We start from the raw sequence: 20599 nt of genomic DNA on the forward strand, positions 1-20599 counted from the left end.
GCTTGTATGTTAAAAAAGCCATAGATAAGTGTTAACCTTAGCTATGGTAGCAGGTAGAGTGAGCTAGTGATCCCGCTATAGCCAAAGAGCTCGACGCAAAGATAAAGCCCTCTACCTGTATTTCTTTAGATTGAATGGTATCAAAGTGCCTTAGAAAATAAAACTAAGAGACACTGTATTCACAAGGGAAATGCAAAGAAATGACCTATCAAGTATACGTTGGAATTGACATATCCAAAGCTAAATTTGACGCAACATGGCTAAACCAAGAAGGTAAAAAAGTTAAAAACAAAGCCCACAGCAAAACCTTTACTAATGACGAAAAAGGCTTTGCAATCTTTACCAAATGGCTAGCTAAGCAAAGCACAAACAAGAAACCGGATGAATGTCTTATCATCATGGAAGCCACAGGCATATACTATGAGAACCTAGCCTATGATCTACACAGTAAAGGCTACACAGTATCCGTTATTAATCCGGCATATGCCAAACAATTTGCAGGTGCCATCGGCAGTCATCACAAAACCGACAAACAAGACGCGTACGTACTCGCGCAATACGCCTATACAAGGCACCCTAAAGCATGGCAGCCAGAACCTGAGCACGTGAGAAAGCTCAAGTATCTGCTAGACCGTTTAGACACGCTCAAGGCTGATAAAAAGCGAGAAAGCAACCGTCTAGAAAAAGTTGAATCTAGAAAAAGCTATGACAACGATATCGCCCAGTCTATAAAACAAGTGATAGACACTTATAACGAACAAATAGATATCATCCAAGCCAAAATAGATAAACACATAGGTAATCATCCTGACTTAAAGTTAGGCTATCAACCTAGTTAGCATTCCAAGCATAGGTAAGACAGTCGCACCGAATGTATTGTCGCTACTCCTATCTAAGGATTTTAAGGATGCTTCGCAATGTGCCTCATTTGTTGGATTAACCCCTATACATATACAGTCAGGAATCTTTAAAGGAAAAAGCCGTATTAGTAAAAAAGGGGATGGCAACCTACGATCGAAGTTGTTTATGTGTGCTTTATCTGCAATTAGTTGCAATCCTGATGTTAAGCAACTATATGAGCGACTGCTGAAGAGAGGAAAATGCAAAAAAGTGGCTTTGATTGCAGGTATGAGAAAGTTATTACAGATTTGCTATGGTGTGATAAAGCACCAAAGCAAATACAAACCTCAAGTTGCTATTTGATAGTAATTTGAGTTGACATATAAGATGGTATCTTTTCGTTCCTATCTTGTCTACCCACTGTGGCGGTGACTAATAGCCAGTAGCGTTCCTGTTGTCTCGATACCGCTACTGGCTAAGTCACCGCGACACAGTGGTCAAACAAGGATATCCACTTCAATCGGGGCTAAACCGCTCTACATATTAAAGATCTGGTGAACGTTAAATTTATTTTTATCAATATATTAAACCCTTTGAGGACGGGGTTGTATATTGTAAAACTAAATTTGGAGTACGATTTTTAACGGTTCTCATAAGCCACATGTGTGGTGGTGGCTTTCTGAACGTTTGGGGGACGTTCAGCCCACCGCAAAGAAAAATTTGTAATTTTCCTCGACTTTAAGAATGTTTCTCATAAAATTCCTCTTAAGGGAATTTATCTTGCGAACCTAAAATTGCAGTGCTTTTTTTAACGGTTCTCATAAGCCACCTGTGTGGTGGTGAAGACCTAGAAAGAAAAAAAATGTAAAAGTATATTTTTCTAAGCCACCTGTGTGGTGGTGAAGGTGTCTATGCTCTTCCATTGATATGACTTGGGTTTCTAAGCCACCTGTGTGGTGGTGAAGTTATAGCGGGGCTAACTTTTGTCATAACGTATTTTCTAAGCCACCTGTGTGGTGGTGAAGCGGCGGGCGGTTCAATGGTGACACTTGTTATTTTTCTAAGCCACCTGAGTGGTGGTGAAGTGATTTTAAGTCATGGGGTCGGTAGACCATTATTTCTAAGCCACCTGAGTGGTGGTGAAGGCAGCAACACACCTATAGTTACGCCACTAATCTTTCTAAGCCACCTGAGTGGTGGTGAAGCATTGCTGACATTAGATAAAAATCTTAATAAATTTCTAAGCCACCTGAGTGGTGGTGAAGTAATATCAGTAGGCGTTTCACCGTCATCATTTTTTCTAAGCCACCTGAGTGGTGGTGAAGGTAAATGGAGAAAGGGTGAAGCGGAACCATCATTTCTAAGCCACCTGAGTGGTGGTGAAGTTAGATTGGCAATAGCGGGTGTAAGTGGTAGTTTTCTAAGCCACCTGAGTGGTGGTGAAGAGAGTAAAGAGCCAAAGCTACAAGTCGAAAAATTTCTAAGCCACCTGAGTGGTGGTGAAGACGAATAACCGCTAGATAGCTTGTCAAAGTCTATTTCTAAGCCACCTGAGTGGTGGTGAAGGCTAGCCCTTTATCGTTTAACCAAGAAATCAATTTCTAAGCCACCTGAGTGGTGGTGAAGTGCATCAAGCGAAGCGGCTCATGAACTTGATATTTCTAAGCCACCTGAGTGGTGGTGAAGTTGCTGACTCTTCGATTAGTCTTGTAGTTTCATTTCTAAGCCACCTGAGTGGTGGTGAAGCTGAATATAGAGTTGCTGAGTTTACAGATAATTTCTAAGCCACCTGAGTGGTGGTGAAGTATAAATAATGCCTTGAACCGCGATACTTAAATTTCTAAGCCACCTGAGTGGTGGTGAAGATGAGTGAGGGATGGGACGGTAAATTACCTAACTTTCTAAGCCACCTGAGTGGTGGTGAAGAGCGTTTGAAAACGTTTATAAAAACATCGAGTTTTCTAAGCCACCTGAGTGGTGGTGAAGTTGGGTTGACTTTGTTTACTGTTTTCAAATTTTTTCTAAGCCACCTGAGTGGTGGTGAAGATGACAATACATCATCATGCCCTACCACATTCTTTCTAAGCCACCTGAGTGGTGGTGAAGACGATGCGCTCGAAAAGCTGAACCCTGAAAATTTTCTAAGCCACCTGAGTGGTGGTGAAGCATGACCATTGCGACCAGTGACTGCTATTAATTTTCTAAGCCACCTGTGTGGTGGTGAAGCTATAAACGCATTATCAATGTAAGTGCCCGCCTTTCTAAGCCACCTGTGTGGTGGTGAAGCATGACCGTTACGACCAGTGACTGCTATTAATTTTCTAAGCCACCTGTGTGGTGGTGAAGTTTAAAATAGCTTACTCAACTAACCCTGCTTGTTTCTAAGCCACCTGTGTGGTGGTGAAGTAAGCAATATCAAGTCAGTAGCGGCGCCAGTGTTTCTAAGCCACCTGTGTGGTGGTGAAGGCCTTGCTTTGGCTTATTAACGTCATGGCAAGTTTCTAAGCCACCTGTGTGGTGGTGAAGTGGGTAGTAATACATAATCTATATAGTGTTTTTTTCTAAGCCACCTGTGTGGTGGTGAAGTTTAGATGAGACAACGCCAGATAAAAATATTGTTTCTAAGCCACCTGTGTGGTGGTGAAGCGGTGTGGCAACGGTTAACGTAAATGTAGACTTTTCTAAGCCACCTGTGTGGTGGTGAAGAATTAGAGACAAGACAAGCAACGTTTACAGTCTTTCTAAGCCACCTGTGTGGTGGTGAAGCAAATATGTCATTGATTGCAGTCTTTGATCTATTTCTAAGCCACCTGTGTGGTGGTGAAGATAAAAGGCGACCAAGGTTTAAGGGGCTTTAATTTCTAAGCCACCTGTGTGGTGGTGAAGGCGAAAGATATTTCTCTGTTAATTGTTGCATTTTTCTAAGCCACCTGTGTGGTGGTGAAGGTATAATTAATATAGCTATTGTCCATTCCCTCTTTCTAAGCCACCTGTGTGGTGGTGAAGCCAGCTATCAGCCATACGTGTGCGTTTTAGATTTTCTAAGCCACCTGTGTGGTGGTGAAGTAAGCTGGTTATCTTAAATCATGGTAACGGTTTTTCTAAGCCACCTGTGTGGTGGTGAAGCTACACATAGGCTCTGTTAGACCGTTTTTAGTTTTCTAAGCCACCTGTGTGGTGGTGAAGGTATGACAACGCTTAATGCTTGTCACTTGTTATTTCTAAGCCACCTGTGTGGTGGTGAAGGCATAATACGCCCTCAAATGAGGGCTTTTTTTGTTTCTAAGCCACCTGTGTGGTGGTGAAGTAAGTTAGTCATACTAAATCATGGCAATGGCTTTTCTAAGCCACCTGTGTGGTGGTGAAGAATGATTGTTGCTAAAGAAGTCCGATATACGTTTTCTAAGCCACCTGTGTGGTGGTGAAGGGATATTTAGACAAGTGATGAATTTAATTATTTTTCTAAGCCACCTGTGTGGTGGTGAAGGAGCAGCTATTAAGCGAGGGTTATGTGGTGGCTTTCTAAGCCACCTGTGTGGTGGTGAAGCAGATGCTTTATTGTCTTTTGTGCATCATACATTTCTAAGCCACCTGTGTGGTGGTGAAGGTCTTTGCGTCTGATACCCAGTGTGAAGAACATTTCTAAGCCACCTGTGTGGTGGTGAAGAGCAGCTATTAAGCGAGGGTTATGTGGTGGCGTTTCTAAGCCACCTGTGTGGTGGTGAAGTAGATTTACTGACCCCGCCTATGCCTGACATGTTTCTAAGCCACCTGTGTGGTGGTGAAGAGGATTTCATCCTCTTAAAAAGTAATTATAGCAAAGCCTAGAGGTCAAAAACCCTGTTTTTACCCTCAAATTTTAGCTTTGTTATAACTTATTGATTTTACTACAAGTTTTTAAATAGTTCAAAAAGAGGGTTCTAACCTCCAATTTTAGGGTAATTCTTCATTACCTTATTTTATGAACATTAAAAGTGCTTTTACCAATGTGGGACAGTGGTATTGCCTGACGCATTATTTATTCCGTATGGATTAAAGCCACCTTTAATTGGGCTATCTACTGTTTCTTGGACAATAGCTAGTTTGTAGTTCTGTTTATTGGTTTCACTTCTAAGGTTGATATAGGGGTAAGGCTTATTGCTATTCCCATGCTTTGCAAGGTATGCCAGTGCTTCACTTTTATCTACCTCATTAAACTCTGCATACCTTTGTGCTTGTTTAAGTATATTTCTATAGCGATAGCGTCGGACAACAACATGACTGTTTGATTTATCGCCAACTTCTTTAATGCTTTTGATATGCACATAGTCTGTCAGTCGCTCTAACCATTTGTTAAGGTCGAGTTTTTCTAACACATCCTGACTGGGTGCAAACACCCGCAGTTTGCTACCCAATTTAGAAGATTTACCATTTTTACTATCAAAGTAATAGTCAGGGAAGCTAATACCAATGCTATCAATGTCGTGCGTATTTTTTACATCCGCTAAGGCAATGTGCAATTGGGTAAAAAGCTTACTCCAAACAAAATAACTGGTTATTTCGGGGTCGGGTAGGATGGTTAGCTCTTGGTAGTATTTCATATTACTTTTCACCTTCGCCAAACACACCGCCACGGATAAGCATAGCAACAACAAAATGTTTGTTCTCATCAGTAATTTGTTTGTCATTTAACCATTTTAAAAGCAATGTCTTAAAATCATCTCGACTTGAGCGATAGGCTTTGCCTCGCTGGGTGACTGAACCATAAGCTTCAACTGCAATTGGCGCTTTTACTTTATCGAAATCCGTGTACCAATCATCAATGGTACGTAAAGCATTACCTAGTTTTTCACTATGTATAGCAGCTTGTCCATCTAGTGAAAAAAGATGTCGGCTTTTTTCACCTTTTGCACTATTTAAAACCATCTCTTGCGATGGCCATACCCGTTGCCCGTTACCTAACTCGGCGAATGCCTCAACTTGTAGTAGTACTTTTTCATTACCTAATAACCCTGCTTTAATTAACTTTGCCAGTTCTATAACTTTCTCATCATCAGAGAGGGTTTCTTTTAAAGAGTAGTTATAAGCGTCAAATTCGATTGGGGTATCAAGAGAGCTATGACTAACTTTAACTTTTAAGTTTTGTGCGCTTACTCTATTTCGCCATAAAAAGCGGGCATTGGCTATGTTATAGGCATAGCGATTGGCTAATTCGTCTATACTTGATTCTAAGTATGCATTAATTTTTTCAGAATATATTTTTTCAAATTCGGGATTATTACATACTGATGGTAAGTCAATTCCCGAGACAATTCGTAAAGTAAAAGTAAGTTTAAGCGTGTTATCTGTATGTGCTAATACCGCATCATCCCCCCATGATAAATTGGCTTCAGCAACTTGTTTTTGTAGCTCCTCCTCATTCTCAAGAACCTCCTGCTTAAAATTGCTTTTAACGGCTCGGTTGCGCCGTTCAAACAATTCTATTTTTTGCCACTGCTCAGGTTGCTCGATATTATTCCAATCTCCTGACCACATCAAAGCGTCAGAAGGTTCTAAATTACGGTTAAAAGCTAGTACGGTTGGCATTTTGAGGTCAGACATAGGTTACTCCTTGGGTTTTAAAATAAATTTAGGGCGTCTTCTAAATTCGAAAATTTGACTGCTTCGGTAGTTGTAGATGGATGGTCTTGTTGAGTTAAAGATTTATGGTTTGAGTTTTGATTGACTTGATGACAAAGATACCAGTCACTATCGTGTTCATATCGCCAGATGACACTTTGTATAGATTCCAATGAGTGAGCACCTTTCCATTCACCAATAGAATGTATGGCCTCTACAAATCTGACAGGGGTGGTATTGTCTCTTGTATTAAGTACTTCACCAGCATCATATAGCTTACTAATTGCTTTATATCCTACCATTAATGGAACTAACCAACCCGATTGCGGTTTTGGTTGGTATAACCACTCAGCTGGTGTGCTGTCATCAGGCTTATCTTCATTTTCATCTTGCGATGAGATTTGTTGTTTAGGTGTTTGTGGCTTAGCTTTAAAGCACAACGCAGAATAGTCAAGCCATGCATCTAAAAGTTGCGTTTTATCATCTTGTTCTTTAAGAGCATGATAATGTGCTTGCAAGTAATGACTTCTATCTATCAATACAAAACCTGGCATGACGAGGCGTTTTATTGAACGTAGCATTGTAGATTGTTCACTTTCTGTACTGCCAGTTAGTAATTTAACTTTTTTAACATTCAAAATTGTGCCACCAGCCAGTCGCATCTCTAAAGCTAAAGCTTCAATATCTTGCTCAAATTGTTTTATTTGCATAGTGTTCAAAGATAGCGGTTGCTCAATCTCTATCACTAAACTGACAGTAAGGTTCATTTTACCTTCTTCAATAATCGGCACTGACTTCCCGCTTTTATGCTTTGCTAACACTGGTGGGTTTTTGCTCTGTAAAAACTCAAAATCTGCATAGCGTTTCGGTTGATAAACCTTGTTATGTAGTCGATTAGAGACAACTGAACATCCTGTCAAAGCAATATTGTCATAATCGTTAGAAATCTTTCTATTCAAAGCATGGGTAAAGCCCAAAAAACTGGTGATAGCAGGAAAGCCCCACGTTAAGCCAGCAATTGAGTTGGCGTTTTGTACGTCAATATGACTAAGCACAAGATATTGACTCATAGGGTTCTCTCCTCTAAATGCTCTTTCGTCATCATTGCAAGATAAGTGTTTAATTCGTGAGCAAAATGTTCCTGCCATAGTCGTTCATGTATTGGGGTTAAATTAAGCACCATCTTATCTTGGTTTAGTTTTTTATGTCTCTTTGAACTTTGTTTAAGTTGCTTATTTAACCAGCGTGCATAACTTGCGCTCACTGTTTTAACCCACGTTTTTGCAAGCCTTTCAGCCTTAGCGATATCATCAGTGCGGTTGGGTTCTAGTAACAATTGCTGTTCTATGGGCAACTCGCAATCCATAGTCCACCCTACAGGATTATCTTGTAGCTGTATTTCGGTTAAGTATTCAAAAAAGGCATCACTAATCGACTTCAGCTTTCTAACTACTGCTGCATTCCTGTCAGGTTTGTTAAGGTTGTCAGCTTTCTGATTTTTGAGAGCTATTAAATAACTTCTTAATTCATCGATACTATCTTTAAGTCGATATTCAAGTTGCTTATCAAACAAAGTATCTTTGCCGGCAATATTAATTTTGCTAGACCGCCATTGAGGTGGCATGGCAGCAAATAAAGCAATTCGACCACCACGTTGACCATTTAAGGACGAAGCATTAGAGTGATTAGAGCCAGTCACATTTAGATACGCTTTATTGGGATAAGAGCGAACTTCTAATGCTGAATATAGCCCTGTTTTCTTTTGTTTTCTGGCATCTTTAGCCTCTTCGCTATAATATTTTTGATGCTCTGCATGAATAGCGTGTACCAAAGATGACGAGGTTAGGGGCAGTAACAGGTGATAACCTTCCTCAATAGGAAAATAAATCTGTTTATTCAAAAAGTAGCTAGACTTTCGATCACTGTCGTAAGCTTGCTTGAGACTGTTCACCCAAATAGAAGTTAACTCTTTATTCTCAGTCAACTGGTTTAAGAATGCCGTATCATTCGATTGTATACAGTCTAAAACGCTAACACCATCTACCGAAAGCTTTAGAATATCTGCAATAGGTAATGAGGCGGCATTAGATGATGCAGTGTCGATTTCTGGGTTATCAAGGCTATTGGTAGTTAAATATTGATTATTCTTATCGTTGGTTAAGTCTAATATACTTGACCCTTTACTACTTGAATGCGTGAGTTTTGCGACATGAGTTGCAAAGCTAATATCAGATGCTTTAGCACAGTAGGTACTTAGCCAAGTCGTAGGGTTATGCTCCTTAGCTAAATCTTCCAGACTGTCCTTTACGTCTTCTTGTAATACTAATAACTCGCTATTGGTTATTGGTTTTGATATCAAATTCAGTAGTCGTTCGTATTTTTGCTGTTGCAATTCTAACGCTGATTGTTGTTTGTCTTTTTTAGACTTTTCAATGGTCTTAACTTCTGCTTTTTTATCAGGGTCGATACTGCCAACAACAGCAGCGAGTCTAGTATTAAATGCACCATTGGTTACTCGACCTTGTTTGTTTTTTTTAGGTTTATCCTTAAAGAGACTGATTAGCTTTTTGTCATGTCGAGATTCAATATAATCTACTATCAAATCTGCTAACTTTTGATGTTTATCCATGATTCCATCTATCCTTTTTTGGTTGTTGATAGACGCCAAGATGATGATGCCAGAGCCATTGCTCATCTGTTTTATCGTTAACTTGCCTTAGCGTAATCTGTGTGAATGTTTTGAGTGAAGTAGTTGAGCTTTGACCCAGTTTTTTTTCTAATATCTCAACTTCATTTTCAATATCTACCGCACACCAAAACACATTGCCGTTTGCCTGTGTCACAACGTCTTCTTTTTTAGCAACGTCGTTGGTAAGCTCGTATTTGGTTGGATACGTTTTGGGGATTTTTTTTTGCCAACGCAGTCCATCAACGTGTGGCGGATTTGCTAGGCAGTAGTCCTCTTGACGTAGGGATTGTCTAAATGGTTGTCTCTTTTGTAATTCACCGCACCAGCTTGGGTTATGTTGCCACCATAAAGCGGCATAATTAAAATATTTCTTAGAACCAAAAAGCTTTAATTTTTGAGATATATGCTCTAATGCATTAAATGAAGTGATTCTATTATTGCCTTCGCTGTCTTTAATAATAAAAGGTGATAGCAATATATTAGGCTCTATGATTCTAGGTATGGCACTTATACTAACGATATCATCTGCAATATCTAGTTCACTAAGTATTGATGATGAATATTGTATCCGTTTAGTCTCAAACCCGGGCTTACAAAAGTTAGGCGTACTGCCTTTCAAGCCTTTGTAGTTGGTAGATAAAATGTGCATATTGTGGCATTGCGGTTGTTGCTTTCGATGACGCTGCACCCTTCCTGCTAACTGAATGATTGAACGCATTGAGCTGGGTTCTACGACAGCCCAATCATAATCATGGTCACGACCAACTTCCGCCACCGCAGTTGCCAACACCACAAATATATGATTTTTTTGAGCGTAGTTAGCAACCCTAGCAGATATATTGGCGTTTTTAATCCATGTATCTATGTTTTTACGATTAAGAGCGGCATCAAGTTGTCGCTCAATGCTAGAGCGTTGTATTAACGGAAATTGGCCGTGATAAATAGAGTAATGTACTACAGTGTTTTTGAGTGGACTGATTTTTAATAAATGCTTTGCAACCTGTACCATCGGGTTAATATTAGCCATACGTACCAAACCAATAGAAATAGATTTGTCGCCCATGTTTATATGATGCTGTCGATGCAACTCATATATAGAGTGATTAATGTGTTGTGCTAGCCATTGGCTTGGGGATAATGATTTATCGATATCTTTCTCGATATCAATGAGCTTGGCTTGTCTTAACGGTACGGCATGTTTTTGTAATTGTTTAATTCGCCTATCAATAAACGTATCGTGTGCTGTTTTGAAAGCTTGTTTATTATTTATAAATTCATATTGAGGGTGTTTGAATTCATCAAACCATGCACAGCAAACAGTATCACAGATGCCTTGCTCACCGTTAACTTCAGTGTAGTGTTGTCTGCCTGCTTGATAGGCTTCAAACAATGCTTGCGCAAGCGATGGTGACATAGTTGCAGTAGACAGTAATACACGGCTACCTAACATACCAGCCCAGTTTACCAATCTGCAAAGGGCAGGCAGGTCATCTAAGCCAAAATCATCAGGCTCATCAAGTACCAAATCAGACGTTAATAGACGTAGCATAGGCGCAATCTGTCTACCGCTACGAGTCCCTTCCGTTGCAGGGGTTAGATAGTCTATAGTACTCACCAATATAGGGGATTCAATGAGTCTTAAAATCTTAGGGTCATGCTTTATCCACTCTGAAAACTCACCGCTATAATCGATGCTCCCTTGCAGCACCTCAACATCGCCATCAATCAAGGGTTCTGATGACTGGCTGCCCATAGCCTCCTGTTCACTTGTTGGATATTGACTCATGTCTAACGTCTGGTGCGTATTTGTTGCATTATCCGCATTAGTAGTTTGATTTAACTGTTTAACGGCTTGTGATCCAATCAACATAGCCAACTCCCCATCCTGTAACGATAGGTCTTCTTCAAGAGCATTAGCAGTTTGAATGGTCAATGTTCTAAGTCCAAGAGCGATATTGAAGCGGCAATTATCATCATCAGATAGACCATACATGATACGGGCATTCGCTAACGTTTTACCTTTACCAGTTGAAGCTTTACAAATACCAAAAAAGCCATATTTTTTGGTATCCTCACTAACCTCTTTAGCTAACGCATATGCCTCGTTTTGCCATACAAAATCTGTATGCTTAGTGTCTTTAGCCAATGTTTTGTTATCACTTAGAGGGGGTAAATCATGACGTAAGCTAGGCAAGAGTCGTGCAATCTTCTCAGCAAATATACCCACGGCAATATTGTGTTCATCAAGTTTTTGCTTGAGTTGTCGATGACCTTGTTCGTCCTTATAAGTATTGGCATAAGCTTTATAGTTTCTGTCTTGCAAGTCTAAATCAAGCTTTATCTCTGGCGTATCTGATGAATAGTAATGGTCTGCTAACATTAAGCACAATCTGGCAATATGAGCAGTATAATTTTGCTTAAACCAGCATTGTAAAAATACACGCTCATGCCGTAATATTCTGGTAGCTAATATACTGACTTTGGTTTGCCAATGTGCGCTAATCAGGGGCGTGCCATGAGGGAAAAACCAATTTTTTTCAATTTGAACAGGTGTCCATTCATCATTTAAACTTTGTGGAGAGTTCCAACAAGGGTCAAATAAGTTGCTTGACCATGAATTGATGTCATTTAAAGGTGGTGGATTAGATTTATCGCCAGCAGATACAGGAAGACGATGATGTGAAACAATCAGCCAAGCGACGAATCGGGCCACTGGTGGCAAGGTGTCAAAAGGTTGTGGAATAATGTGTGTAGCTATACCGTCCTTGAACATAGCAAGATTATTTAACATCTTAGTTTCACTATGTTTGTCAATAGTTGCAAGGCTATTTAACCATGTTCTATCATCGTTATCATCAACAAAAGCCTGAAAAATTCTTAGCGATACCCATTCGTGCCTATAGGGTTCATATAACTTTTCACTCTTTCCTAGCAGTTTGTTTTGAAAAAGTTTATTGGCTTTACCTACATCATGAAAAAAACCTGCCAAACTTGACAACAGGGCTATCACTTGGGTATTTAAAGCAAAGCGTTCAAAGTACTGCTCATCGTTATTAGTCCAATTCACAGGCACAATCCCCACCTCATTAAATTTACGCTTATTACCCGCCACCCAAACCAGTTCCGTCTTTTTACGAGTACGTATCCGATGACAACTTACTGCCGTTGACTTGGTTGCAGACGCTCTAAGTAATTGCTTGACCGTTGCCAAACCATCTTCAGTAATAGCCGTTTGCCAAACATTATCGCCAATGCGATTGGCAAAGGCATCCAATATGCGACGAGTACGCTTTAAGGCTTTTTTCTCACATTGAGAGACAAAGGTGACAAACATTAGGCTACTTCCGTGTATTTATTATTTGAAATTTAATTACATATTCAGGGAAACTTATAGAACCCTAAGGCTCTATAAGATCTAAAGCAATACACAAATAAGCACATAAAACTTATAGACCCTAGGGTATATAAGCCACCTAAGCGGTGGAAAAAAATGAACCATTTAGTCACTAGACTCTTTTCTAAGCTGTATGTGCTACAGGGATAACCTACTTACTAATGGTTTGATTAATATTGACCGTAATATCGTTATCACTAGCTAACTGAAAATTAGCGCCTGATACTACAATAATAAAAATCAAACTAAATTTAAGCTTTGTCACATAGCTACTCCTTATAATGAATGAAGTATTAATATAACAATAACGAATTATTATTACAACCAGAGTATAGTGACTAAATAATAAAACTAAGCTTTTTTTGATTCTTTAAAATTAAAGCCGAAACTTTAAAGCGGAGGAGCGGTTTAGCCCCGATTGTAGCGGATATCCTTGGTGCAACACTGTGGTGCGTGCGCTTGGCAAGTGGCGATATCGTGATAGCAGGAACGACACGTGCCATTAGCGCACGCTACAGTGTCAGCCAAGATAGTAGTGAAAGCGGGATTGGCTAATCATTCTAAGTCTATTTTTTAGAGTTAAAATTTAACAACTAGTCCCAATCCGTCTTTAAAGCCAACGCCTTAACCACCTCAAACATCTCATCAAGTGCCGCATATTGAGTAAAATAGTTGAGGCATTCTTGGCAAAATTCCTGTTCACTTAGATTCTCACTGGCGCAAATAAACGATAGTGGTAGTACCAGTGCATCCTTCACAATATCAGCAATATCAAACACCAATGCCCCACGACGAGTCTTGCCATGCATTACTGCAAAACCGTGTGGAATACCCAGCACCCAAGCGGTCGTTGCACCGAGTCCATAAGCCAAATAGTTACCATGATTTAAAAAACTATTGGCTTTATCAATGCCATCGTGCTCCCGAGTAAAGCCGTCGTAATTGGTATTTTGCGCCGCCAGTTTATACAGCGCTTTGGTCAAGCGAGCCTCAAGTTGCAGTAAGTGCATAGCACTATCTTGCATCATGATTTGGCTTTTATGTTTATCTAGCAAGCTTGCGATATGCTCATCGCTACTGTCAAAACCGTATTGTTTAAACGCTTTGTCCCGTCGCCAAACGCTACGCAAAAACTCAATGCGAGCCACTTGCATGGTTTGCGCCGCTTGCAACCGTTTGCCATCGTCCCACCACCATTGCATCCACCCTTGGATATATTCGGTGGGTCTATACTCGCTTTGAGGCGTCAACCATTCAACAAATATTTCACGTTCATTACCCATAAACAGCGGTGTACCGCCGCCGCCGCAAAACCCTACTAATACCCCTGCTTGCGATAGCAGACGCATGGCAGCTTGAGTGATGGACGTACCTGTGCCGAGAAGTAAGGAGGTGGTATTGGCGATAGGGATATTAAAATAAAGGTTGGCTTTGTCTTCTTCAGTGAGGTATAGCACACGTCCGTCTTTTTGCATTACCCGACAATGTGAGAGGTAATATATATTGGCGCGTTTGGAGTGCAAGATGGTTTTAAGATCGGAGGCGGCAAAGCTGTTATCGGTGTAGGCGTTGGTCTTTTTCATGTCATTCCCTAACCTGTCTAATCCATATAAGTGCTATGGTTTTATAGTAGAGAATGTTTATTAGGTTATCAATACTTTAAGTATAACTAAATGACACTGGCTGTCGTCTGACATACGATTTTGTTTAGCTTTTTCTTAATTTTTTAATTATTACTAAGAATTGATGCAATGGGAAAGTTGCTAAGAGGATATAAACTTATTTAAATTAAATGGTATCTATTAGTTTAACTGACGTATACTCAACTTATGCAATAAATCACTTTATAAAATGACTATTATATATAGGGCGGCGCTATAAATTAAATGAGTGGCGTATTTGAATGCTCTCAGACTTAGATTCAACAGACCTTGAATTTAACACACCTTTAATTCAACCGACCTTAGATTTAAAAGCTCTAAAGGTAGTTGAGGTTAGAGTTAGTAGCGTCTAGATATAGTATTAATGAATTTTTTTGGCGCATTCTTTTAAGATAGGTAGTAAGTCTTGGTTTAAATCATCAGAGGTTACGCGAAGCGCGTTGGTACTGATATTAATGGCGCCGATTAATTCATTATTAGATTTGTAGACAGGTACGGCGAGTGATAACGCGTTCTGCGACCTCAGATTAGGACATTTGATAGTGATTTTCATCAAAAGTTTGCAGGACATCAAGTCCTGAGGCAAGTGAGGTTACAAAATCTGGGCTATCAAAGGGTATTTTTGGGTCTGGTGCTTTGGATATTCAGTTCAATCAAAACTTTTAATTATGGCGTACCTGCATGCCCCACCTCAACTTGTACAGATAACATGCGTCCTTTGGTTTCAGACTTGCGAGAAGCCTCATCCCAGTCTGGCGCCGCACACATAAATAATGTCTTACCGTCTTGTCCACCTAGAGTCACCGCAAAGACACCATCAGGTGCAGTATCGATAGTTTGTAAAATCTCTCCACCCTCAGCTATACGTACAGCTCGCTGATTCAAAGTATCCGCGATCCACACAGCACCTTCGACATCTAATGTAAGACCATCAGGTAATATGCTGGCGTTTTCAATGCGTAGACCAAGATTGGGTTCATTACCTAATTCTCCAAAATTTGCAAAGTCTCGTTTATCTCCGAGGCTACCATCATCTTTAATATCAAATTGAGTTATTTTATTGCCAAACAGTTCATTAACGATCAATGTTTTATTATTTTCAGAGATAACCATCCCATTTGGAAATGCCAGCCCCTCAGCGACAGTCTGTGAGTTTCCATCAGGTTTAACCAATACAAGCCCTGTATTTTTATGATCAGCACCACCCATCAAATCAAAGCCGAAGTTGCCTACATAGGCATTGCCATTAGTGGCTACAACCATATCATTGGCATGACCATCGCAATGTTCCCAGATATCAGAATGTACGACCAAGTTACCGTCATCTTCTAGTCGTAAGACTTTACGGTCTTTCATCGATACTACAAGCATACGTCCATCAGGTAACCATCCTAAACCGGAAGGCTGTTGTTGAACATGCACAATCTTTTCTGCTATTCCTTCTTCGTTGACTCGATAGACACCTTGAGTATAGAAATCAACAAACCATAATGTATTTTGATACCAACGAGGTCCTTCTAAATAATGAAAGCCGTCTACACAAACTTTTATTTCATTTTTCGACATGATCATCTTCCTTGAATGATAGATAAAATTATTTAAAGAGCATTTCTAATCAGGCTATTTCCTCATATATCGTACTGACTTCTTCTAAAGTCATATCTTTTGGATTGGTTGCGATAAGTCGTGCATAGGAATTGATAACTATTTCAGCTAGGGCAGGAATATCGTTCTTTGAAATATCCAGTTCACTCAAACGATATTTAAGACCACTGTTTTCCAAAAACTTTTTTAGTTGATTAATAAATGAAGTCGCTGCATCTAAATCTGTCATTCCAGCTGTTTGAGTAGGCATAACAGTATGAGCGAGCTCTGCGTATAGAGGAGCAGCTTCTGATAAGTTAAATGTGAAAACACCACACATGACAAGCGCATTAGCATGTCCATGTGGAATATGGAAATTAATACTTAGGGGGTAGGATAGTCCATGGACAGCAGCCACAGAGGCATTGACGAAGGCGATACCAGCTAACGTAGAACCTAACAGCATATTAGCTCGAGCATCAATATTGTCACCATGGTTCAATACTGTCTCAAAATTATTCCATAGTAATTGTAAGCCTTTTAAGACTAGTGCATCTGAAATAGGATTCTTTTTAGTACGACTTGTATAGGCTTCAATACAATGCACCATGGCATCAAGTGCGGTTGCTGCAGTAATATGACGAGGTAGTTTAAGTGTTAGGGTTGCATCTAATATAGCGACGTCAGGTAGTATTTTAGGAGTATAAATAGCTTTTTTACTTCCATCTTTTGCTGTGATTACAGATACAAACGTGGATTCTGCACCTGTACCTGCAGTAGTCGGTATTGCAAAAAGTGGTAGTTTTTTAAAGTTGCTAATATCCTTATCCAAAATATCATTAACGAACTTAAAGTCGTTTGGGTATAAGGCAACAATTTTTGCTGTATCAATAGAGCTGCCTCCGCCTAAGCCAATGATCAAATCGCATTGATTGTTTCTTGCAAGCTCAATAGCACTTTCAACAACTTCAATAGGTGGGTCAGCAACGACATTATCGAATACAACGACACTAACGTCTGCTTTTTGTAAGGCTTGCTTTGCGATATCGACATAGCCTAACTCGGAGATTCCAGCATCTGTAATTATTATGGCTGAGGTGGCAGAGTACTGTTTTGCTAAACCCCCTAGCTTTTGGTGCATGCTATGAGCTTCGCTGACAATATGACCATTAGTATAAAATTCAATCCCTGTCATTCTGTTCTTCCTTGAGTATGTACTCACTTATTTGGGCCAATAGATAAAAAAGTAAGAGTACTTTTATATGGATTAGGCTTTTATAAGGCGTTAATGCATGTCAAAAGTACTAGGTAACAACTTGTCCTATTGACATTTTTACTTTTAAAACGCTGTTAGCTCAAGCGGTATACTGCAAAAACAACGTATTAAAATAATCTGCGTACCACTATCTGAGTGCCACTAAAGTAAACAATATATTAATTTCTTAGCGCACTTAATTATCCGTTTAAATTATCACATTATCATAATAATAAGAGAGTTGTCATTAAATGATTTGACAGCTATCATTTTAATTAATAATTTCACATAATTGTTTAAGTGTATTCTAAATATATTGACCTGCCTATATATAATTATGGCTAAGAACATATTCAAATACCCATTTAATAATACAAATCTTGAGTTAAATGGGTGAACTTATGACTACTATCAAAAAGAAATGAAAAAATTGATAAGTGTTTTATTGAATTCATTTAGAAGATATGAATAAACTTAACCCACAAAAAAACCCCCGATACAGAATTAACTGAGAATCGGGGGTTATTTTGTTTACTAAATCTTGGTAGGCGTAACTAGTTTAGAACTAGCGACCTCTACCATGTTAATGTAGGTCCACCAAACATAGGGTATCAGACATTAATGTGTATGCCTTGATATTAAAGGCTTTGAGATAGTATGTCAAAGCAAAAAACAGGATGTAAATTAATATCATTTAAAGTATAGCAGGGATAGTGGACACTAAAAAAATTTAGTGTTTTGACCTCTACTCTATTCAAGTATGCGATTGTATTTTGATGATATTTATTGATTAATTAATATTATTCTGCGGTGCTAAATAAATAGGCTAGGTAATAACTATGACATTTTGTATAGGTAGTAAAATACCAAATCCACCAGACGTCACATCCTTCTGAATGGCAATTTGCTCAGCAAGCTTTATTCCGAAAGCCTTTTTAAACTTTCGCTTAATAGTTGAAAGAGTATTAGAGAAGTAGTCATAATCAACAATAACCTCATCCGCTGCGTTTATAGATTTGTGCTGATTATACACCTCGTTGAATCTTTTCATGTGCTTAGAATCGATAGTATCTCCATCAATATCCTTTGATGGATAACGCAAGGCCTCGCCTAAGAGTCTTAATTCGGCTGCTACTAGATATAGACTAAACTCTTTAGGGGATAGCTTACAAAAATCATTACCGATAAAAACTTTTCGCTCATCGTTGTTAATGATCTGCAGCTGAATGGGTTTTAAAGACTTGTCAATAGTCGCTACTATTTCAGAGAAGCCTTTGTTAGAGAAAATACTTTCTTCATCAAGTAAACTCCTCATCCTTACGAAAGGTATTTCAGAAAGCCATACCTCTGCGTTACTGGCATCTCCTACAACCACTTCGTTCTTATTCGAAACTAAATGTGAATAAGGAGTTGGGTAGAAAAAGTTTATCGCCTGTTCAAACTGTTCCGTTATCAATACGTGTGACAGTCTATCCTGTGGCCTACCATATAGAGACAAAGCATAACCGGCATAGAATCCCATGGTTTTGCGACCACCAGCTATAGAAACATGTAGAGCAGTATTTGTGCTCTCGGTAAGCCCTCTAACTAGTTCACAAAGCGTATCAGCCATTGCTTCATTATGTTCTGGGGTCTTGATATCGTCCAATACCTCGCCATCAACCTCAACACCCATTAATGAGGAGGAATCAAACTTTATGTCTCTTAGCTGAGGATAATCTGTCTTAAGGTTATCAAATACACCTTTATTGAACAGGCGCTCTTGTATTTGGTTCATACCTATTTGAGTTGTCAATACATACACCTCATCGGGTATCCACTGTACTTTCCTTTTAGGATTACAGGCTAGAGCCCAAATAGTCTCAGTAATAATTTGTGGAGACATACCAGTGACTAGGAATAAGATGTTTTTCATTTTAAATCCAGTGATTTATAGGTATTAAGCTAATTAAAGATTGTTCTAAATGTTAAGTTAACACGATTACCTTTGACTCTTTTTTGCTTAGGAACGCTATGCTGCCAATGGTGTTGAATAGCTCCTGCCATAATCAGCAAACTGCCATGATGTAACGGTAACTCTATTTTACGGCTATGATCCTCTTTTAATCTGAGTAGAAAACGGCGACTTTCACCAAAATTAATTGAGGCTATCATAGGATTAATACCTAATTCAGGCTCATCATCAGCGTGCCAACTAATGTAGTCTTCACCTGTACGGTACCAATTTAGAAGCACACTGTTAAAACGTCTCTTGCATATAACCTCTAGCTCATCTCTTAGCCAGTTCAGCTTGCTAGTCCAAGGGTTAGGGCTAAGCTGTATTCCAGAATATAGATAGCTCTTATCTTCATCACCATACCAAGCGGAGATGCGTGGCAATTTATGCTCTTTACCAAACATTTTGATAGTATCATGTTGCCAGTTAATATGATCGAACTCTAAACGGGATATATTTATCTCTGAATGCCAGTCATAGCTTTTCCAATCAACATCTTCACAGCTTAAAAGATAATCTAATGTTTCATCACTTACTTTCGTATCGAAAAAATAAGGAGCATAATAGAGCCGGCCATTATCAATCTCTATCACAATGCCTTTGCCATCTTGATGTAAGTGTGCTGGATAATCAGTATCCAAATACTTACCATTATTGATCAGGGTTTGTAGTACAGACTCAGTATCCTGTAAGTCACTAAATAAATCCAACATGTAAGCTCCTGTTTTAAGCGGCTAAATCCATACTCTCAGAATCTACTTCATTGCTGTCCCAGTAAGCGTAGAGCTGGCTAGATTTAGAATATCGCGTATCCCAGCAATCGTTTACTATTGAATACATATTAGTATTCAGCGCTCTGTTCCTTTGGATAATTGAGTTTGAGAAACTTATATGTTGCTCAAAGATATCGTTACCTTCCCAGCTATTGAGGTAACAAGGACTGGTAGCGAACAAAAAGTTTTTACCAGCTATTTTCTTCATGCTTGAAGATATTGTTGGGATGCTGTTTTGAACATCTTCTATATCTAGGATATTGCTTAGTAAGTGCACTGTTTCAGTACAGTCACTATTTTTGAAAAATATAGGCTTATCAAGAGATTGCTGATAAGTATGTATTGATAACCTTAATCCATAAATATCAGCCAACTTCTCAATTAGATTTTGAGCGATACTTAGAGTCACAGATGATGGTTCTATAAGGTGAACCTCAAACTCACTCTCGGCCGCTACATTATGTGCAACCAAGTACTCTAAGTAAGCTATAGTGGCAATCCCTTGACCACAGCCATAATCTATTACTCTGATTTTATCAGCTATATCAGATGTCACATCAATAACAGAGAGGAAGCTCTGCATAGTTTGATAATGCTGCCAGCTGTAAGCAACTGCATAGAATATGGCTTCCTTAGAGCAGGTAAGAGGGCTAGTAGCACGATTAGTGCGATTACAAAAATCAGTGTGTGTGAGGTTACCACTACGGTGTAGCTGATAATACTCGACCATGCTCTCATAGTAGTCTGAGAAACCTACTTCGATTGAGTTGATTGCAGTTTCAATCTGTAATTCAATTTTCATAGTCTAT

Annotated in this window: 14 protein-coding genes and 1 CRISPR repeat array; of the genes, 2 read left to right on the forward strand and 12 right to left on the reverse strand. The window is 39.2% G+C overall.

What is annotated here, in order from left to right; translation table 11 throughout:
• Positions 1-200 precede the first annotated feature (200 nt).
• Both AC2SLP_RS10800 and AC2SLP_RS10805 read left to right on the forward strand, forming a co-directional pair.
• Positions 201-839, forward strand: coding sequence for an IS110 family transposase (locus AC2SLP_RS10800; protein WP_486535257.1), 639 nt, complete (start codon positions 201-203; stop codon positions 837-839).
• A gap of 37 nt (positions 840-876) precedes the next feature.
• Positions 877-1203 (forward strand): transposase, encoded by a 327-nt coding sequence (locus tag AC2SLP_RS10805; protein ID WP_486535256.1) that lies wholly within the window; start codon positions 877-879, stop codon positions 1201-1203.
• A gap of 454 nt (positions 1204-1657) precedes the next feature.
• Positions 1658-4627: direct repeats of the CRISPR family, unit length 28 nt; unit sequence TTTCTAAGCCACCTGTGTGGTGGTGAAG.
• A 193-nt stretch (positions 4628-4820) separates the two neighbouring features.
• Here the strand turns inward: AC2SLP_RS10805 and cas6f are convergent.
• From cas6f to AC2SLP_RS10865, 12 genes are all read right to left on the reverse strand, one after another.
• Positions 4821-5420, reverse strand: a complete 600-nt coding sequence (gene cas6f / locus AC2SLP_RS10810) for a type I-F CRISPR-associated endoribonuclease Cas6/Csy4 (protein ID WP_486536674.1) — start codon at positions 5418-5420, stop codon at positions 4821-4823.
• A 1-nt stretch (position 5421) separates the two neighbouring features.
• Positions 5422-6420, reverse strand: coding sequence for a type I-F CRISPR-associated protein Csy3 (gene csy3 / locus AC2SLP_RS10815; protein ID WP_486536675.1), 999 nt, complete (start codon positions 6418-6420; stop codon positions 5422-5424).
• 17 nt (positions 6421-6437) lie between these two features.
• Positions 6438-7508 (reverse strand): type I-F CRISPR-associated protein Csy2, encoded by a 1071-nt coding sequence (gene csy2 / locus AC2SLP_RS10820; protein ID WP_486536676.1) that lies wholly within the window; start codon positions 7506-7508, stop codon positions 6438-6440.
• Entirely contained in the window at positions 7505-9133 is a 1629-nt protein-coding gene (csy1, locus tag AC2SLP_RS10825; RefSeq protein ID WP_486536677.1) for a type I-F CRISPR-associated protein Csy1, read from the reverse strand. The genes csy2 and csy1 overlap by 4 nt, the downstream gene beginning before the upstream one ends.
• The gene (cas3f, locus tag AC2SLP_RS10830; protein WP_486536678.1) at positions 9060-12461 is read right to left on the reverse strand and encodes a type I-F CRISPR-associated helicase Cas3f; all 3402 of its coding nucleotides are present in this window, start codon (positions 12459-12461) and stop codon (positions 9060-9062) included. The genes csy1 and cas3f overlap by 74 nt, the downstream gene beginning before the upstream one ends.
• A 653-nt stretch (positions 12462-13114) precedes the next feature.
• Positions 13115-14104 carry a type I-F CRISPR-associated endonuclease Cas1f gene (gene cas1f / locus AC2SLP_RS10835; RefSeq protein WP_486536679.1) on the reverse strand — a complete coding sequence of 330 codons (990 nt, stop codon included), beginning with the start codon at positions 14102-14104 and terminating at the stop codon, positions 13115-13117.
• Between the two features lie 439 nt (positions 14105-14543).
• Positions 14544-14753: an IclR family transcriptional regulator domain-containing protein gene (locus AC2SLP_RS10840; RefSeq protein ID WP_486536680.1), complete on the reverse strand. Its 210-nt coding sequence runs from the start codon at positions 14751-14753 to the stop codon at positions 14544-14546.
• A 95-nt stretch (positions 14754-14848) separates the two neighbouring features.
• Positions 14849-15748 (reverse strand): SMP-30/gluconolactonase/LRE family protein, encoded by a 900-nt coding sequence (locus tag AC2SLP_RS10845; protein WP_486536681.1) that lies wholly within the window; start codon positions 15746-15748, stop codon positions 14849-14851.
• Positions 15749-15797: 49 nt separating this feature from the next.
• Entirely contained in the window at positions 15798-16961 is a 1164-nt protein-coding gene (locus tag AC2SLP_RS10850) for an iron-containing alcohol dehydrogenase (RefSeq protein ID WP_486536682.1), read from the reverse strand.
• An 886-nt stretch (positions 16962-17847) separates the two neighbouring features.
• The gene (csm6, locus tag AC2SLP_RS10855; RefSeq protein ID WP_486536683.1) at positions 17848-18936 is read right to left on the reverse strand and encodes a CRISPR-associated ring nuclease Csm6; all 1089 of its coding nucleotides are present in this window, start codon (positions 18934-18936) and stop codon (positions 17848-17850) included.
• A 29-nt stretch (positions 18937-18965) separates the two neighbouring features.
• Positions 18966-19730 (reverse strand): alpha-ketoglutarate-dependent dioxygenase AlkB family protein, encoded by a 765-nt coding sequence (locus tag AC2SLP_RS10860; RefSeq protein WP_486536684.1) that lies wholly within the window; start codon positions 19728-19730, stop codon positions 18966-18968.
• A gap of 13 nt (positions 19731-19743) precedes the next feature.
• Entirely contained in the window at positions 19744-20592 is an 849-nt protein-coding gene (locus AC2SLP_RS10865; protein WP_486536685.1) for a class I SAM-dependent methyltransferase, read from the reverse strand.
• Between the last annotated feature and the right edge of the window lie 7 nt (positions 20593-20599).

This window comes from Psychrobacter sp. CX21 (genome assembly GCF_057396255.1).

Coding starts and splice junctions, on each gene's coding strand:
- AC2SLP_RS10800 (WP_486535257.1), top strand. CDS start 201: ATGACCTATCAAGTATACGTTGGAATTGACATATCCAAAGCTAAATTT.
- cas6f (WP_486536674.1), bottom strand. CDS start 5,420: ATGAAATACTACCAAGAGCTAACCATCCTACCCGACCCCGAAATAACC.
- csy3 (WP_486536675.1), bottom strand. CDS start 6,420: ATGTCTGACCTCAAAATGCCAACCGTACTAGCTTTTAACCGTAATTTA.
- csy2 (WP_486536676.1), bottom strand. CDS start 7,508: ATGAGTCAATATCTTGTGCTTAGTCATATTGACGTACAAAACGCCAAC.
- csy1 (WP_486536677.1), bottom strand. CDS start 9,133: ATGAGCAATGGCTCTGGCATCATCATCTTGGCGTCTATCAACAACCAA.
- cas3f (WP_486536678.1), bottom strand. CDS start 12,461: ATGTTTGTCACCTTTGTCTCTCAATGTGAGAAAAAAGCCTTAAAGCGT.
- cas1f (WP_486536679.1), bottom strand. CDS start 14,104: ATGAAAAAGACCAACGCCTACACCGATAACAGCTTTGCCGCCTCCGAT.
- AC2SLP_RS10840 (WP_486536680.1), bottom strand. CDS start 14,753: ATGTCCTGCAAACTTTTGATGAAAATCACTATCAAATGTCCTAATCTG.
- AC2SLP_RS10845 (WP_486536681.1), bottom strand. CDS start 15,748: ATGTCGAAAAATGAAATAAAAGTTTGTGTAGACGGCTTTCATTATTTA.
- AC2SLP_RS10850 (WP_486536682.1), bottom strand. CDS start 16,961: ATGACAGGGATTGAATTTTATACTAATGGTCATATTGTCAGCGAAGCT.
- csm6 (WP_486536683.1), bottom strand. CDS start 18,936: ATGAAAAACATCTTATTCCTAGTCACTGGTATGTCTCCACAAATTATT.
- AC2SLP_RS10860 (WP_486536684.1), bottom strand. CDS start 19,730: ATGTTGGATTTATTTAGTGACTTACAGGATACTGAGTCTGTACTACAA.
- AC2SLP_RS10865 (WP_486536685.1), bottom strand. CDS start 20,592: ATGAAAATTGAATTACAGATTGAAACTGCAATCAACTCAATCGAAGTA.